Below are 15,852 nucleotides of genomic sequence, written 5' to 3'. Positions count from 1 at the left end.
GCGTCAACGCATCTTTTTGCGCAGCGTATCGAGATAAACCGCCGCGACCACCACGATGCCCATGGCGACCATTTGCCAGAATTGCGAAACGCCCATCAGGTTGAGGCCGTTTTTCAGCACGCTCATGATAAAGGCGCCGATAATCGTGCCGCCGATGGTGCCAATGCCGCCCATCAGACTGGTGCCGCCGATCACCACCGCCGCAATCGCCTCCAGCTCGTAGCCCACGCCGACGGTGGGCTGTCCGGAGTTGAGGCGCGAAGCGAGGATCACTCCGGCGATACCGGTTAACAGACCGCAGAAGGCGTAGACGAACACTTTGACGCGCTGCACTTTGATGCCGGAGAGATGGGCGGCCACCTCGTTGCTGCCGATGGCGTAGACGTAACGGCCAATCACGGTTTTTTTCAGGATATAAGCGGCGAGCAGCGCGATGATCAGCAGATAGAACACCGGGTAGGGCAGGATATCGAACAGGCGGCCCTGAGCGAGAAGTTTAAAGGCCGGATAATCGGAAAAATAGATCGCGCGGCCGTCGGTCATCACCAGATTAACGCCGCGCACCGACATCATCAGCCCAAGCGTGGCGATAAAGGGCGGAATCGCCGCGCGGGTCACCAGAAAGCCGTTGATACAGCCGCACAGGCCGCCGGCCAGCATGCCGGCGATAACGCAGACCGCCAGCGGCAGGCCGAACGAGGCGCACAGCCCGACGGCCACGCCGGAGAAGGCCACCACCGAGCCTAACGACAGATCGATGCCCGAGGTAATGATGACGTAGGTTACGCCAATCGCCATAATGCCGATAACCGATGTCTGCAGGGCGATGGTCATAATATTTTCGGTATTAAAGAAGAACGGTGAGCTGAAACTAAAAAACATGACCAGCAAGACCAGACTGAGTAGCGGCGCCAGGCGCATCAGTAATGCTTTATTGATGCGGCGCGGTTTAATGGGCTGATTAGCGGGAGTTAATGAGTCAGTCATGATTTAATCCTCTAACGTCGCATATTTCATAATATTTTCCTGCGTGGCGTTGGCGTTATTCAGCTCGCCGGTGATTCGGCCATGGCGCATGACTAATATACGATCGCACATGCCTAATATTTCCGGCAGCTCCGACGAAATCATGATGATAGATTTCCCTTTCGCCGCCAGTCGGTTCATCAGTTCATAAATTTCCAGTTTTGCGCCGATATCGATACCTCGGGTGGGTTCGTCAAAAATTAAAATATCGGTGTCCTTACATACCCAGCGGGCGATAATAATCTTCTGTTGATTGCCGCCGCTGAGGTGCAGCGCCGCTTGCTGTAAATGCGGGGTTTTAATCCGCAGTGCGTCGACTAATTGCTGGCTGATCGCCTGACTCTGCTTTTCTTTTACGATGCCGAGGCGGTTGGAATATTCAGGGAAATTGCCGAGCATAATATTCAGCTCTACCGATAATCCCAGCGCCAGCCCCTCTTTTTTCCGATCCTCGGTTAAATAACCGATACCTTGCTCAATCGCCTGGTGGACATCGCGTACCGCGGCCAGTTGCTCGTTCAGCCGGATTTCGCCGCTGTCGATCGGATCGGCGCCAAACAGGGCGCGCGCCAGCTCGGTGCGTCCGGCGCCCATCAGTCCCGACAGGCCGAGGATCTCGCCGCGGTACAGGGTGAAGTTAATGTCGCGCAGCACCCCTTTGCGGTTGAGATTCTTCACCTCCAGCGCTTTTTCCCGCCGGTGAAAGGGCTGGCGCGGCGGGTAGATATCGCCCAGTTTGCGACCGACCATCATGGTGATCAGATCGTTGATCTGCACCGTTTCGTAATCCACGGTGGCGATATACTGCCCGTCGCGCATCACGGTGGCCCGGTCGGCAATCAGCGCCAGTTCCTCCAGGCGATGGGAGATATAAACAATGCCGGTGCCCTGCTCCTTCAGCAGGCGGGTGACGTCGAACAGGCTGTCGATTTCGCTCGAGGTCAGAGCGGCGGTGGGCTCGTCCATAATCAGCACTTTGGCATTGACCGAAATCGCTTTGGCGATTTCCACCATTTGCTGTTGGGCGACGGTGAGATCGGCCACCGGCGTGTCCGGTTTAATTTTCAGGTTTAATTTCGCCAAAATATCCAGCACCGACGCGCGTTGCGCCCTGGCGTCCAGCTGCCAGCGATTGTTTTTACAAAATTCGCGGCCAATAAAAATATTTTCTTCGACGGTTAAATCGGGAAACAGATTAAATTCCTGATGAATAATGGTAATTCCCTTATTTTGCGCCGCGAGCGGGCTGGAAAATTTAACGATTTCTCCTTCGAAAATTATTTCGCCTTCGTCGGCCTGGTAGACGCCAGATAACACTTTCATCAGCGTAGATTTGCCGGCGCCATTTTCCCCGAGTAAGGCATGCACTTCGCCGCGCCGTAAATTAAAGCTGACATTGCTTAATGCCAATACGCCAGGAAAACGTTTGGTAATATTATTCATCTGCAAAAAATGATCTGACATTGCGCTTTCCCTTAAATTAATCAAGCGTTAAGCGTTCGCTGTCTGCAATAATGACGGCGGCGATAAGCGCCCGCCGCGGCACTCTGTAAACGGGAAAGGCGAATGCCGGTGATTTAACCGCTCGACCTCCAGGCGGCGGAACGCGAACCTGGCGCAACGACCGGCGCGGTCGGTATAACATGGCATCAAACCCGTTTTTCATGACCCCGATATCCACGGCGCTTCAGGCTGCCGTCGGCAACGCGAAATTTAGCGGATATTTAAAGCTAACTCGAGTTAGCTTTCGTGGTTTAAAGCTAGTAAAACTCTCTGCGCCAGACAAATACTTTGATGGCAAATTGTGACGATGCGCAACGGTCATTAATTACTCATTTGAATTTCAACGTATTTATTGCTGAGTGCTGAATCGTGTTTTCTGCTCAGGCCGGGCGTAAGCCGCTAACTCGTGAAAATCATCACAGATTATGCACAAAGTGATTGTTTATTTGTTGCTCCGATATCTATGCTAATTCGAATTAGCTTTTCATTTCTCTTCTCGTCGTTTCACCGGGCCGCTTCTTTTCCGGCGCGGTGAAGTCGTATCGACATACTTCATAAAAACGGATTTATCACCTTGAGGAAGCACCATGGCGCCTGGCTTAGTTAAAATTGGCATTCGTCCGGTGATTGATGGCCGCAGAATGGGCGTGCGGGAATCGCTGGAGCAACAAACCATGAATATGGCGCAGGCGACGGCGCAACTGCTGACCGGGCAACTGCGCCACCCGAACGGCGCCCGCGTCGAATGCGTGATCGCCGACGGCTGTATCGCCGGCACGGCGGAAGCCGCCGCTTGCGAGGAAACCTTCAGCCGACTGAACGTCGGCCTGACAATTACCGTTACGCCCTGTTGGTGCTACGGCAGCGAAACCATTGATATGGATCCGCTGCGTCCGAAAGCCATCTGGGGATTTAACGGCACTGAACGTCCCGGCGCGGTCTATCTGGCGGCGGCGCTGGCGGCGCATAACCAGAAGGGTATCCCGGCGTTTGCGATTTACGGCCGCGAAGTGCAGGACGCCGGCGATACGCAGATGCCGGCGGACGTGCGGGAAAAACTGCTGCGCTTTGCTCGCGCCGGGCTGGCGGTAGCCGGCATGAAGGGGAAAAGCTACCTTTCGCTGGGCGGCGTATCGATGGGCATCGCCGGTTCGATCGTCGATCATGATTTTTTCGAATCCTGGCTGGGCATGAAGGTTCAGTCGGTCGATATGACCGAGCTGCGTCGCCGTATTGATCAGAAAATCTATGACGAACAAGAGTTCGGGCTGGCGCTGAGCTGGGTGGATAAATACTTCCGTTACGGCGAAGACAAAAACAGCGAGGCGTCGCGCCGCACCGCTTACGCCAACCGGGCCGTCCTGCGTGAAAGCCTGCTGATGACCATCTGCATCCGCGACATGATGCAGGGCAACGCCCGGCTGGCTGAAAAAGGATGGGCCGAGGAGGCGCAGGGCTACAATGCGATTGCGGCCGGGTTTCAGGGCCAGCGCCACTGGACCGATCAATACCCGAACGGCGATATCGCCGAAGCGTTGCTCAACAGTTCTTTTGACTGGAACGGCGTGCGCCAGCCCTATATCCTGGCGACGGAAAACGACAGCCTGAACGGCGTTTCGATGCTGTTCGGCCACCTGCTGACCGGCACGGCTCAGATCTTCGCCGACGTACGCACCTTCTGGTCGCCCGAATCAGTGGCGCGCGTGACCGGCGCAACACTGACCGGACGCGCCGAACACGGCATTATCCACCTGATCAATTCCGGTTCGGCCGCGCTGGACGGCTCCTGCCGTCAGGAGGATGAGCAGGGCAACCCGACCATAAAACCGCACTGGCAGGTCAGCCGGCAGGAAGCGGAAGCCTGCCTGGCCGCTACGCAATGGTGCCCGGCGCTGCAGGAATATTTCCGCGGCGGCGGCTATTCTTCCCGCTTCCTCACTCGCGGCGGCGTGGCTTTTACCCTGAGCCGCCTGAATCTGGTGAAAGGGCTGGGGCCGGTGTTGCAAATCGCCGAAGGCTGGAGCGTCGACCTGGCGCCGGAGGTGCATGCAACGCTGGATAAACGCACGGATTCCAGCTGGCCCACCACCTGGTTCGCGCCGCGCCTGACCGGCCAGGGCGCGTTTCGCGATGTCTGGTCGGTGATGGCCAACTGGGGCGCGAATCACGGCGTGCTGACCGTCGGCCACGTGGGGGCGGATTTAATCACCCTCGCCGCCATGCTGCGGATCCCGGTCTGTATGCACAACGTCGCGGATGAGGCGATTTATCGTCCGACGGCCTGGGCGGCCCACGGCATGGACAGCGAAGGGCAGGATTATCGCGCCTGCCGAAACTATGGCCCGCTGTACAAACGTTAAACGGCGCGGGTCGGCGCGCTGTCGCGTCGTCCGCCAGGAGGCGATATGAGACAAGAGGCGGTGCTGGTGCTGGATTGCGGCGCCACGAACGTGCGGGCGATCGCGCTGGACAGGCAGGGGCGGGTTATCGCCAACGCGGCGGTGGCCAACGCCAGCCGGCCCGCGGCCGAAAATCCCGCCTGGCATAACTGGTCGCTGGATGACATCCTGGCGCGTTTGCAGACGTGCTGCCGGCATATCGCGCCGCAGACGGCGCGCCTGAATATTCGGGCGCTGACGGTAACGACCTTCGGCGTGGACGGCGCGCTGACGGACGAAAACGGCGAACTGCTCTATCCGATTATCAGCTGGAAATGCCCGCGCACGCTGGAAATGATGGCGCAGGCGGCGCGCGATATCGCCCCGGACGCGCTACAGACGCTCTCCGGCATCGGGCAGTTCAGCTTTAATACTCTCTACAAACTGCTGTGGCTGAAGCAATACCATCCGGCGCTGCTTGAGAAGGCGCACGCCTGGCTGTTTATCTCCTCGCTGATTAACCAGCGTCTGACCGGCGAATTCACCACCGACCGCACGATGGCGGGCACCAGCCAATTGCTGGATGTCCGGCGCGAGCGTTTCAGCGAGGTGATTTTGCAACGCGCCGGTTTATCGCCGCGCCTGTTCCCGCGCATGGTGAGCGCGGGCGAGATGGTCGGCGTTTTGCAGCCCGCGCTGGCGGCGCATCTGGGGTTGTCGGCCGGCATTCCGGTGATTTCCGCCGGACACGACACCCAGTTCGCATTGTTCGGTTCCGGCGCCGGTCTGCTGCAGCCGGTGCTCTCTTCCGGCACCTGGGAGATTCTGATGGTGCGCACGCCGCAGGTCGATACCGCGCAGTTGCCGCGCTATGACGGCTCCACCTGCGAACTGGACAGCCAGCCCGGACTGTTTAATCCGGGCCTGCAGTGGCTGGCCTCCGGCGTGCTGGAATGGCTGCGCCGGTTGTTGTGGCGCGAGGCGTCGCCGCCGGCGGTGTACCAGAGCATGGACGATGAGGCCGCTGAGCTGCCGCCCGGCGCCGGGGGCGTGCGGATGGACTGCGGTCTGCTGGGGCCGGCGCGGCAGGCCGGCTGGCGCGGCGTCACGCTCGATACCACGCGCGGCCATCTCTATCGCGCGGCGCTGGAGAGCCTGAGCGGGCAACTGCGCCGCAACCTCGATATTTTGCAGTCGATCGGCGCGTTTCAGGCGCGGGAACTGCTGCTGGTGGGCGGCGGCTCGCGCAATGCGCTGTGGAGCCAGATCAAGGCCGATATTCTCGGCCTGCCGGTGAAGGTGCTGGAGGACGCCGAAACCACGGTGCTGGGCGCCGCCATGTTCGCCTGGGCCGGCTGCGGCGCATACCCCTCGCCGGAACACGCGCGCGCGCAGGTCGACTATCGCTATCGTTACTATTATCCCGGCGTTCAGCGCGCGGCCTATCAGGCGCTGGCGTCAGAGGCTGAAGGAGTATGACATGCTGAAAAACATTTCCCCGCTGATCTCGCCGCAACTGTTGAAAACGCTGGCCGAAATGGGGCACGGCGATGAGATTATCTTCGCCGACGCCCATTTCCCGGCCCATAGCCTGGGTCCGCAGGTGATTCGGGCCGATGGCCTGGCGGTCAGCGATTTGCTGGCCGCGGTGATCCCGCTGTTTGAATTAGACAGCTATGCGCCGCCGCTGGTCATGATGGCGCCGGTCGCCGGCGATTCGCTGGACCCGGACGTGGAGCGGCGCTATCGCCAGGCGTTGTTTCAGGAGCGGGGCGGGCCGCCGATCGAACGCATCGACCGTTTTGCCTTTTATCAACGGGCGGCGCGCGCCTTTGCGATCGTACTGTGCGGGGAGCGCGCGAAATATGGCAACATTCTGTTGAAGAAAGGGGTGACGCCGTCGTAGCGACGTCAGCGCGCCCTCTGCCGCGGTGGCCGGGTATTATCGGCAGAGGGCGACGGCGCACTTTATGGCGCCGGAAGGCGCGCAGGCGGAACCCCGCGTCGGGGGGCGTCGCAGCTAGCCGACGTAATCCGCTCCCGACAGCATCAGCGCGCCTTGCCGCATACTGAAGCGTAAAATCATACCGCCGTCGCACACTTCCGATACGCCGGGCAAGGTTTGATTGGCGCGGGTTCCGAGAAATACAACCAGTTCGTCATCGGCGAAATGAGTAAAACCATGCTCGTCGCATACCCCCTCGACGGTGATTTTTTGCGCGCCCTGATAATAATAGAATTGCCCATCTTCTTCGGCGGGAAAATATTTACGCGCCTGCGCTTGCGGCGTCAACGCATTAAGCCGGAACTCGCCGATTTCTCGTTTCGCTGCGTCGACGCGGAGCAGAGTAAGATTTTTTAACCGGCTGATCAGCAAGGCTGAGTGCTTGTCGAAGAGCGCCGGCGAAATGTCGCCGCTCGCTTCATCTTCGGTGCCCGCCAGTAATACATCGCTGATACCGGGCAGCGGGAAGACAATATGGTGTTTAAGCCAGGCGGCATCGGCGGAAGCCAGCGCCTGTTGAAACGCCTTAAACCCGGCGAGCATCGCCTGCGGGGCAGAGGCAGAGGCAGAGGCAGAGGCAGAGGCAGAGGCAGAGGCAGAGGCAGAGGCAGAGGCAGAGGCAGAGGCAGGGGCAGGGGCATCGTCGGCCGATGGCTCTGCCGGGTGCTGCGGCACGTCGCCCGCCTGTCCGACGGCCGGCGCCGGAGGATAAGACGAGAAATGGCAGCGCGCCCGCGACGGGGAGTCCGCCGATGAATCGAAATTAGCGCTCGTCGCCCAGACGCCTTCCGGCGAGCGGCGCAGCTCCCGATCGTACAGTACGAGCTTGCCGTCAATGCGTAGCGCGCCGGCGTCGGTTTGCGCGGTGGCGCAGAAATAGGCGCGGTCGCCGCTGACGCTTAGCTGTTTAACCCGAAACCGGATGTCGGCAGGATAATCGATTTCGCTGCGCATCCGATCCAACAGAATGCGCCGCATCGGATCGCCGGCGTCCAGCGGCTGCCCGGCGCCGGACAGCGAAAACAACAGGATTGTAAACAGGCTATACCGTTTCATGTCGCTGACCTTCCCGGCATGATCTGACGATGGCGCGGCGCGAGAGCCGCGCCGCTAATTGGCGATCAATTGCACCACCACCAGCCTGCCGCCTTCCTCCAGCGAAAGCACGAATTGCAGGCCGTCGGTGAGCTGCAGTTTATCGCCGATGGCGATCCGTTGTTTATCCGGCAGCACCAGCAAATCATGGATGCCTTCATTGACCAGCCACCACTGATCCTGATGCTGTTGGAAATACCCCACGCGTTTTTTCTGTTCTTCGCTGGTTCTTTCGTTGGGCGCTATCAGGCGATTAACGTGCCATGCGTACAGCGACTGGCCGCTCCACACCATCAGCCGGTGATCGTCGGGACGATAGCTGCCGGCCTTGCGCGACGAGTAAAGGTTCAGCACCGGCAGTTTCCCTGCGTAAGGCGTGCCGCAGTAAGGGCAAACCGGATGCGTTTTCCCGGAGAAAACGTACCATTGCTGTTCGCAGGCCGGATTTTGGCAGGGCTGAATCAGATCGATGGTTTTGATTAACGCGCTTTCCCACTCGTCCGCCGTCGGTCGCTGCGCCGGATCGTGCAGCCCGCTGATAAAGGCTTTTTCAAACAGCGGCGAGAGATAAGGGCCCATGATCGTATAAGGGATTTTCTCCGGGTCCGCCCACGGCAAGGCGGAGGGTTTTACCTGGCTGATTTTTACCGCGTTGCTGCGATCGGTCGGGTGCTCGATAAACAGCGCCTTTTCCCCCATGGAAAGCGTTTCATCGCGCAGTTCGTCGTCCATGTCATGGATTTTGCCGCCGCGTAAGGGATGGCGGTAAAACAAATACATGTAGATCAATACGGCAAGCGCGTGGCGATCGGTGCTGATGCTGGGCAGAAAACGGTCTTTGTCCTCTTTGGGCAAATGGCTGGTTTTTACCACTTCCGGAGCGATAAAATCCGGCGTTCCGACCACATCGGGCGGGAATTTCCCCGGCACCACAAGGCCGTCGATATCGATCACGCAGGCGTGTCCCTGTTCCGGATCGATCAGCACGTTTTTATAGCTCAGGTCGCTATGGCAGAGCCCGGCGGCATGCATGCGACGCACCGCGCGCGTGAGCAACAGGCACACTTTCAGGTAATTCAGCGTATTGCCGCGCTCCCGCGGATCGAGGAACTTATTCTGGTTGTTGGCGCTGGCGAACCATTTGCCCTCTTTCTCCCGGCCTTTGATCGACAGAAAGTCGTTATTTTTAGAGCCGTATTTGAAAAAGAAGTGGCTTTGATAGGTGGGAACCACAATGCCCAGCTTGCCGTCGTGCTCGATCATGTCGGTGGGCCAGCAAAACAGCCCTTGCCAGTATTCTCCGCCGGCCTGCTCGAAAATATTTTGCCTGAAACGGCCGGTAATCATGTTAATCCGTTCTCTGGCCTGCGCGCTTTGCGGCTTTTTATAGAACGCGACGACATAGGATTTATCCGGCGAAAAATAAACGTCTTTCATCGAACCTGAACCGATGATGTCATCAACATACTGGACCGTTTTGCCATCCACGGTCGTACAGGTAATAATCTTTGCCATGTAGCTTCACCCACTCTTAGCATAACAGAACGATTACCAGCAGACGGCGATCGTCCGGTCATCGTGATTGCCGGCTGAAAAGAAACTCAGCCATTCGGTCAGCCGCTCCGCCGCCTGCTCATCCTGCAGGGCGGGAGACAATTCGCTCACCAGCTCACGCCATTTTTCACCCGATTGCAGGCCATTATCGGTTTCGAACCAGGGATCGGAAACGCCGTCCGTCATCAGGATCAGGTGGGACACGTCCCGCCATTTTCCGATGATAATGCGTTTGTTAAACGCGGGGTCATTCATTGCGTCGTTGTCGAGAAAACGCGTTTGCCCCGCATATTCGCCGCTGTCCGGCGCGCCCAGCAGACGCACTTTGCCGGCCGGGCCATAGGCGGCGATGGCCCCGTCGCCCATCCAGAATGAGGCCGCGAACCATTCCTCCCCCAGCCGCAGCGAGACCGTCGCCAGCAGCGTGGTGGAAAACGATTTGACCGGCTCCCCGACCTTGATGGCTTCATTATTAATGGTGTTGACCGCCAGACGGGCCGCATTGTGATAAAGACGGGAAAAGTAGAGACCGAGCGCCTGATGAGAATCGGCATCCCAGCGCTGAATCAGATCGAGCAATTTGTCATCGTTCTCCTCCGACATACGCTTGCTCAGGAACTCGCCCGCCGTCTGCACGGCGATGCGCGATCCCTGGCGCGAGTTTTTAGCGCTGCCCGCGCCGTCGGCCACGATCATGATGCTCCAGCCGTTTTGCGCATCGTGGGCGATGAAAAAGTCATCATCGCGGAATGCGCCCACGTGTTCGTGCGAGCGGCCCCTGCGGCTGGCGGCCGCCATGTTGACTTCGCCCGCGCTGATCATCCGCCGATCGATATTCGGCTTGAAATATTTATCGTCGGCGGGCGGCTCGATGACCTTCCACAGGCTGCGCGGGTCCGGATTGATAATCAGCAGCGTGCGGGCGGTTTGGGGCGTGCGTTCGCGGCTCGTCCAGCTGATCTCCAGTTCGTAGTCGCCGCTCTTCGTCGGCGTTCCCGTCAGCTGGCGGGTTTCCGCATCGAACGCCAGACCGATATCCTGCGGCATGTCGACGCTCACAACGGCGGCGCCGTCATCCGGCGGGATATCCAGCGTAGCGCGATAGGGCGCGCCCACCCGCGCGTTGGCAAGGTTGATTTTGATCGGCGGCGGCGTTGTCGCCGGCGGGCGGGCGGCGCCGGTCTGGCGCGGCACCTGGCCCGGTTTTAACGGCGCGGCAGCCGGCTGCGATTCCGGACTTTCGGCGTCTGCCGGGCTGGCCGCCGGCGCCGCGTCTAAGGGCGTGCCGGCCTGCGGCTCTTGCGCGTCATCGCGTTCGGTCTGCTCGTTTGTTTCGGCGTCCGCCGCCGGCGCGTCGGTGTTCTCTTCACCGGCGCGGGGGCGCGAGTCGGCGGTTATCTGCGCAAGGGCGATGTCCGCCGGCGAAAGCGGCGCGGGTTGAGGCGCGGCCAGCGGCGGCAGCGGCGGGATAACCGCGCGCTGATATTCCGCGGCGGGCGGCGTGTCATTGGTCGCGGGCTGCGCCTTTTCGAGGACTTTGTGCGTCAAATCGTCAATAAGGCGCTGGATATCCTTATCCGCGCTGAGCGTGGCCAGCATGCTTTCCGTCAGCGTGATCTTCCGTTGCGCAAGGATGGGAATCAGCAGCGACCTGATAAACGGCGTATGTTGGGTCATCAGCCTTTCCCCCGGTTGACATCAAAATCGGCGTTGTTGTCATTTTGGCTGAATGCGATCCCTTTTTCGCACCAGGGGCAGATTACTTCTTCCGGACCGTTGACGCACAGCAGTTTGCCGCAGGCGCAAACGGCGAACGCGGTGGCATTGCCGCAGTGGGGGCAGCCGGGCACGCCGTGCAGTTCCGCGGTATTCACCTGCAGCGTGGAAACGGCGTTATCGCTCCAGGCAAAATAGTCTTCATCGATGGGAAAACATCCCGTCAGGTTAAAGCCGTTGATATTCAGCTTAAAATCAAGAGACGAGACCGTGACATTGGGCCTTTCATATTTCATCAGATAAGGGCGACGCGATTTATTACAGCGCCCGACCAGGGTGACGCAGGATTCGTCGTAAGCGCGCGCCACCTCATCCTTTGCCAGCCGCACAATCCGATCGGTTTTACTTAACAGCGGGGGCGATTCGTCGCCGACGCTGCGGCTGTGCGCCACCACGGAGGCGGTGATCCATTTGATGAAACGGGTGAAGTCGCCTTCCTGCGCTTCGGTGAAGAGCAGAACGTTATCCGTGAGCTGACGTAAAATATTCAAATCGGCGGATAATCCGAGGCCTATTGCTATCATATTGACTTTATTCGAATATTTTTCCTGCCAGTTTTTGATGGCGGGCGTAATGTCGTCCGTGGGGTGACCGTCGGTTAGCAGATAGACCACCGGTTTCCAGTCGCCTTTGCGTTCGGCGCTGGTTTTTATCACCTGAGTGTCGATCTGGCGGGTTAATTCATGCAGCGCGGCGCCGAGGCTGGTTCCTCCGCCGATGGGCAGCCGGGGCGGGTAGAAGGACACGACTTCGACTAGCGGCACGATGGTTTTGGCTACGCCGGCGAAGGCGATAACGGAAATATAGGCGGTTTCCAGCGCGTGCGGGTCTTTTTTCAAGTCATTGACGATCATTTGCAGGCCGTCATTCATCTTCTGCAGATTGTCGCCAATCATCGATTCAGAGCAATCCAGGACAAAGAAAACAGGCAGTCTTCTCATTAACGAAACCCCCATCAGGCATTGATTTTTATTTTTAATTCAGACTGAAACGACAGCTGTATCAATATGATCGCAAAATAAAACGGCAAAGCCCGGTTTCCCTGAGCTTTGCCGTCGGATTACAGCACCAGCTGAATTTCAGGCGGCGGCGGCGGGAGAGTGTCCTGGCCGGACGTCACCCCGGCGCTGGTGCTGCCGGTGGATACGCTGGCCGAAACCCACTTGAAGAAGCCGGCAAACGCCGTTGAATCCAGCGTCTCAAGCGCAACGACCTGCGGCGTCAGCTGCTTCAAATGCTCATGTTTCGCCTTCGGCCCCACGGCGCAGGCAATGATGGAGCCGAACGCGCGTTTTTTGACTGCCTGAATCGCTTCGCCGTAGGCGTACATATCCGACGGGGTGCCGTCGGTCATCAGGAATACCAACGGACGCCAGTCGCCTTTCTGATCGCCATCGGCGCGTTTTACTTCGCGATCGACGCAGTCGATCAGGCATTCGAGCGCGGCGCCGGTAAAGGTCCCCCCGCTGCTGGGCACGGTAATATCGGTAAACTGAAAGTGCTCCAGCGCGGTCAGGGGAATGTATTCTCTCGCCTCATTATCAAAGGTAATAATCGAGAGATGCACGCTTTCCAGCGCATAAGGATCCTGGCGCAGGGCGCTTAGCATCGCCTGAATACCCACATTCACGGCATGAATGGACTCCCCGCGCATGGAACCGGAGGTATCGATCAATAAATAAACCGGTAGCCTTCTCATATCAGGCATGATCCTTCAGGTGGGTGATGAACGTATCCGACGGAGAGGGTTCCCCGATAGCATTCAGTTTCCAGCCGCCGTTTTCTCTGACCAGTTCGGCAAAGAGCAGCGAACGCTGATTGGCGTAAGCCGCGCCGCCGGAAAGATCAAAACGCGCCATTTCGACGTTTTTGGCGTCCGTCGCGCGGATATAGGCGTTTTTCACTTTGCCGAAATGCTGCCCCAGCTGCTCGCCATTATAGATTTGCACAATAAACACGATCTTGGCGTACTTATCATCCAGCGTATTCAGGTTAACGATGATCTGCTCGTCATCGCCGTCGCCTTCGCCCGTACGGTTATCGCCGGTTAACCAGATTTGCCCCGATTTGTGCTTCAGGTTATTGAAAAAAATGACGTCGCTGTTGACCAGCGTGGGCTTACCGTTCTGAATATCGCCGAAATCGGTAACCTTGCCGGCCGCGTTACAGAGAAAAGCGATGACGTCTAAATCGTACTCTTCGCTTTTCGCGCTGAGCAGCCCGCGCAGAAAGCCTTTCTTCTCTTCATTGATATCCCAGCCCAGACCAATCGTGACCGAGGACAGATCATGTTCGTTTTTTTTGAGGCTGACGCCTTGCCCTTTGCTTAGACTTACCGACATAACGGCTCCTTCATCCTGTTAGAGTACAACATTAACTTCTGGCGGCGGGGGCGGTAAATCATCGAGGCCGATTACCTCTTTTTTACCCGCTTCGACTTTTTGGCTGCCAACGGAAATACTCGCTGAAACCCATTTAAAAAATGCTTTGATCGTGCTGGAGTCAGCGGTATCCAGCTGCAGTACAATCTCCGTGATTTCCTTCAGTACTTTCGTTTCCGCCGCCTGACCGGCCGCACAGGCGACGACGACCCCGGTGCGGGTATTTTTAAAGGCGCTGACGCCATCGCGCCAGTCGTCGGTTGGGGAACCGTCGGTCATGATGAAGATGAGTGGACGCCAGTCGCCTTTCGTTTCCGCCGTGGTTTTATGCACTTCGCGTTCAATGCAGGCGGACAGCAGAGTCAGCGCTTCGCCGAAGGCCGTCGTACCGCTGGCGGTCAGTTCTGGCGCCTTGAAGTTGATAAGATCGGTGAGAGCAACAGCCTGGCGAGCGGTGGAGTCAAACGTGATGACGGAAACATACGCGGTTTCCAGCGCGTAGGGATCTTGCCGAAGTGTGGACAGCAGCGTTTGCACGCCGTTTTTAACGGCTTCGATCGGCTCTCCCGTCATCGAACCCGAGGTATCAAGCAGTAGGTAAACCGGTAGTCTGCGCATAAGCGTCACCTCACTAATGGATAGTGATAACCTGATGTTTCGACATCATAATTGATTCAGGTGTGAACACAACAGAATCGTGCCCCGGCAGCGCGCCGTTCGCTCAAGGGACTAACGGCCGCGCGGCCGGTATCTTTACCCAATCATTTTTTGTTGTTTTCTCCGCCGTATCGTTTAGTCGATAATGTGCCTAAACATAACGCCGGAAACCCTAAGCCATGATGGAAAAATATTCGCTTATCGACACTCATTTAAATAATGTATTTAATGCATTAGACGAAGAAAATATCGAGCCCTGGTCGGCGGTTGAAGGCGCTGCGCCGCAGGATATTCAGCAGGTGAAAACGCGCTATCCCGCCTGTCCGACGGAGCTACTCGAGCTGCTGCAGCGGGTCGACGGGACTTACTGGCGGGATTACGGCGACGTTACCGTGAGCGTTCCCATGCTGGCTTCGGATGTCGGCGATGATTTTGGCTACTATCTGCTTTCCTGCCGGCAGATTATTGATGAATGCGGCGAAGATTGGAGCATTGCCGACGTTTACGGCGACTGGTTATCCAATCCGGATATTATCAAGGTGGATAGCCAGATTGATATCCGGCTGCCCATCAGCGAGCGGCTCTGTTTCGCCCACTGCATCAATAATGGCGGCACCTCCAGACTGTATATCGACTTCAACCCGATCAATGGCGGCCGCCCCGGGCAGATCATTCGCTATTTGCACGATCCCGACAGCTATATTGTTCTGGCGCCCTCGTTTGCCGAATATCTCAACACGCTGGTTAAACGCAGCTATGAATTCGTCTCGATATATTGAGTAAGGAGATGGGCTAACGATGCATGCTCCGGATTTCTGCCGGAGCATGGGTTTTTCCTCAGGGAAATCATCCTGCAGGGCGGGATGAGCCGAACGGCGTATGTGCGCCGCGCGACGAACATACGGCGGCGAGTCAATCAAGGTTAGGGCCAGGGCAACACATCATCGGCTTTCATAATTAGCCAATGACCCTGTTCTTGTTTAAGAAATAGAACGATATCGGTTTTTTCTTGTTGCCCGAAAGACTCGGCGACCAGCGTAACGCCGTCATTCAGAGAGGTTGCCGGGTGGATCACCGTGTTGGCTTTCCAGCCCACGGGATGGTAATCCTGCACTTTGGTGAAATAACTCACCCCGTCCGGCAGGCCGCCCCGTTTGAGATCGGCGCGCACCCGGTCCACCGTCGCTTTGGCGACATAGCGATAAATATCGTTATCCATTTCAGCGGGCTGATCCGCATTATCGGCAGCGATATACCATGCGTAAAATTGACGCACAAACTCTTCGGGCATTTGCGCATTGGCCTGAGCGGGCAGCGGCGCGCTTAGCAGCGTAAAAAGAACAGGCAGCAGGAATTTACAGCGCATCTTCTTCACCTCACCGGTGGCGGTAGAGTTGGCAGGCGCGCGTCGAGCAACGGAATCCCGATGCGCTTCCCCTGGTAGGGGCTCCGGCTAAGCGCGCTCCGCCAACACGCC

General features: G+C 57.9%; 14 protein-coding genes. 4 read left to right on the top strand and 10 right to left on the bottom strand.

Features of this window, described 5'->3' with window-relative positions; translation table 11 throughout:
- Window positions 1–3: 3 nt before the first annotated feature.
- Together FJU30_RS02045 and FJU30_RS02040 are read right to left on the bottom strand one after the other, a co-directional pair.
- Complete coding sequence (locus FJU30_RS02045; protein WP_150433766.1) at window positions 4–987, bottom strand: ABC transporter permease; 984 nt, start codon at window positions 985–987, stop codon at window positions 4–6.
- A gap of 3 nt (window positions 988–990) precedes the next feature.
- Entirely contained in the window at window positions 991–2,490 is a 1,500-nt protein-coding gene (locus FJU30_RS02040) for a sugar ABC transporter ATP-binding protein (RefSeq protein ID WP_150433765.1), read from the bottom strand.
- 626 nt (window positions 2,491–3,116) lie between these two features.
- Between FJU30_RS02040 and FJU30_RS02035 the strand changes: the two genes are divergently transcribed.
- The 3 genes from FJU30_RS02035 to fucU are packed head-to-tail and all read left to right on the top strand — an operon-like array spanning window position 3,117 to window position 6,813.
- Window positions 3,117–4,889: an L-fucose isomerase gene (locus tag FJU30_RS02035; RefSeq protein ID WP_150433764.1), complete on the top strand. Its 1,773-nt coding sequence runs from the start codon at window positions 3,117–3,119 to the stop codon at window positions 4,887–4,889.
- A gap of 45 nt (window positions 4,890–4,934) precedes the next feature.
- A complete protein-coding gene (gene fucK / locus FJU30_RS02030) occupies window positions 4,935–6,386 on the top strand; it encodes an L-fuculokinase (protein ID WP_150433763.1) in 1,452 nt (483 codons plus the stop codon).
- 1 nt (window position 6,387) lies between these two features.
- A complete protein-coding gene (gene fucU / locus FJU30_RS02025; protein ID WP_150433762.1) occupies window positions 6,388–6,813 on the top strand; it encodes an L-fucose mutarotase in 426 nt (141 codons plus the stop codon).
- Window positions 6,814–6,927: 114 nt separating this feature from the next.
- Here the strand turns inward: fucU and FJU30_RS02020 are convergent, their stop codons facing one another.
- The 7 genes from FJU30_RS02020 to FJU30_RS01990 form a co-directional block, all read right to left on the bottom strand.
- Window positions 6,928–7,968 (bottom strand): hypothetical protein, encoded by a 1,041-nt coding sequence (locus FJU30_RS02020; protein WP_150433761.1) that lies wholly within the window; start codon window positions 7,966–7,968, stop codon window positions 6,928–6,930.
- A 54-nt stretch (window positions 7,969–8,022) separates the two neighbouring features.
- A complete protein-coding gene (locus tag FJU30_RS02015; RefSeq protein WP_150433760.1) occupies window positions 8,023–9,522 on the bottom strand; it encodes a helix-hairpin-helix domain-containing protein in 1,500 nt (499 codons plus the stop codon).
- A 33-nt stretch (window positions 9,523–9,555) separates the two neighbouring features.
- Window positions 9,556–11,238 (bottom strand): PP2C family serine/threonine-protein phosphatase, encoded by a 1,683-nt coding sequence (locus tag FJU30_RS02010; protein ID WP_150433759.1) that lies wholly within the window; start codon window positions 11,236–11,238, stop codon window positions 9,556–9,558.
- A complete protein-coding gene (locus tag FJU30_RS02005) occupies window positions 11,238–12,278 on the bottom strand; it encodes a TerY-C metal binding domain-containing protein (protein WP_150433758.1) in 1,041 nt (346 codons plus the stop codon). Before FJU30_RS02005 ends, FJU30_RS02010 begins: the two co-directional genes overlap by 1 nt.
- 119 nt (window positions 12,279–12,397) lie before the next feature.
- Window positions 12,398–13,036: a vWA domain-containing protein gene (locus FJU30_RS02000; RefSeq protein ID WP_150433757.1), complete on the bottom strand. Its 639-nt coding sequence runs from the start codon at window positions 13,034–13,036 to the stop codon at window positions 12,398–12,400.
- 1 nt (window position 13,037) lies between these two features.
- On the bottom strand, window positions 13,038–13,679 hold the full coding sequence (locus FJU30_RS01995) for a TerD family protein (protein ID WP_150433756.1): 642 nt from the start codon (window positions 13,677–13,679) through the stop codon (window positions 13,038–13,040).
- 18 nt (window positions 13,680–13,697) lie between these two features.
- Window positions 13,698–14,336 (bottom strand): vWA domain-containing protein, encoded by a 639-nt coding sequence (locus tag FJU30_RS01990; protein ID WP_150433755.1) that lies wholly within the window; start codon window positions 14,334–14,336, stop codon window positions 13,698–13,700.
- Window positions 14,337–14,554: 218 nt separating this feature from the next.
- Here FJU30_RS01990 and FJU30_RS01985 point away from each other — a divergent pair, with 218 nt between their 5' ends.
- Window positions 14,555–15,154: an SMI1/KNR4 family protein gene (locus FJU30_RS01985; protein ID WP_223881494.1), complete on the top strand. Its 600-nt coding sequence runs from the start codon at window positions 14,555–14,557 to the stop codon at window positions 15,152–15,154.
- Between the two features lie 143 nt (window positions 15,155–15,297).
- On the opposite strand, the gene FJU30_RS01980 is transcribed toward FJU30_RS01985, so the two are convergent.
- Entirely contained in the window at window positions 15,298–15,741 is a 444-nt protein-coding gene (locus FJU30_RS01980) for a DUF3828 domain-containing protein (RefSeq protein ID WP_150433754.1), read from the bottom strand.
- Between the last annotated feature and the right edge of the window lie 111 nt (window positions 15,742–15,852).

It is taken from the genome of Affinibrenneria salicis (assembly GCF_008710095.1).
Note: the sequence above shows the minus strand (reverse complement) of the source record. Positions and strands in the feature narration are given on the sequence as shown.

Coding starts and splice junctions, on each gene's coding strand:
- FJU30_RS02045 (WP_150433766.1), bottom strand. CDS start 987: ATGACTGACTCATTAACTCCCGCTAATCAGCCCATTAAACCGCGCCGC.
- FJU30_RS02040 (WP_150433765.1), bottom strand. CDS start 2,490: ATGTCAGATCATTTTTTGCAGATGAATAATATTACCAAACGTTTTCCT.
- FJU30_RS02035 (WP_150433764.1), top strand. CDS start 3,117: ATGGCGCCTGGCTTAGTTAAAATTGGCATTCGTCCGGTGATTGATGGC.
- fucK (WP_150433763.1), top strand. CDS start 4,935: ATGAGACAAGAGGCGGTGCTGGTGCTGGATTGCGGCGCCACGAACGTG.
- fucU (WP_150433762.1), top strand. CDS start 6,388: ATGCTGAAAAACATTTCCCCGCTGATCTCGCCGCAACTGTTGAAAACG.
- FJU30_RS02020 (WP_150433761.1), bottom strand. CDS start 7,968: ATGAAACGGTATAGCCTGTTTACAATCCTGTTGTTTTCGCTGTCCGGC.
- FJU30_RS02015 (WP_150433760.1), bottom strand. CDS start 9,522: ATGGCAAAGATTATTACCTGTACGACCGTGGATGGCAAAACGGTCCAG.
- FJU30_RS02010 (WP_150433759.1), bottom strand. CDS start 11,238: ATGACCCAACATACGCCGTTTATCAGGTCGCTGCTGATTCCCATCCTT.
- FJU30_RS02005 (WP_150433758.1), bottom strand. CDS start 12,278: ATGAGAAGACTGCCTGTTTTCTTTGTCCTGGATTGCTCTGAATCGATG.
- FJU30_RS02000 (WP_150433757.1), bottom strand. CDS start 13,036: ATGAGAAGGCTACCGGTTTATTTATTGATCGATACCTCCGGTTCCATG.
- FJU30_RS01995 (WP_150433756.1), bottom strand. CDS start 13,679: ATGTCGGTAAGTCTAAGCAAAGGGCAAGGCGTCAGCCTCAAAAAAAAC.
- FJU30_RS01990 (WP_150433755.1), bottom strand. CDS start 14,336: ATGCGCAGACTACCGGTTTACCTACTGCTTGATACCTCGGGTTCGATG.
- FJU30_RS01985 (WP_223881494.1), top strand. CDS start 14,555: ATGATGGAAAAATATTCGCTTATCGACACTCATTTAAATAATGTATTT.
- FJU30_RS01980 (WP_150433754.1), bottom strand. CDS start 15,741: ATGCGCTGTAAATTCCTGCTGCCTGTTCTTTTTACGCTGCTAAGCGCG.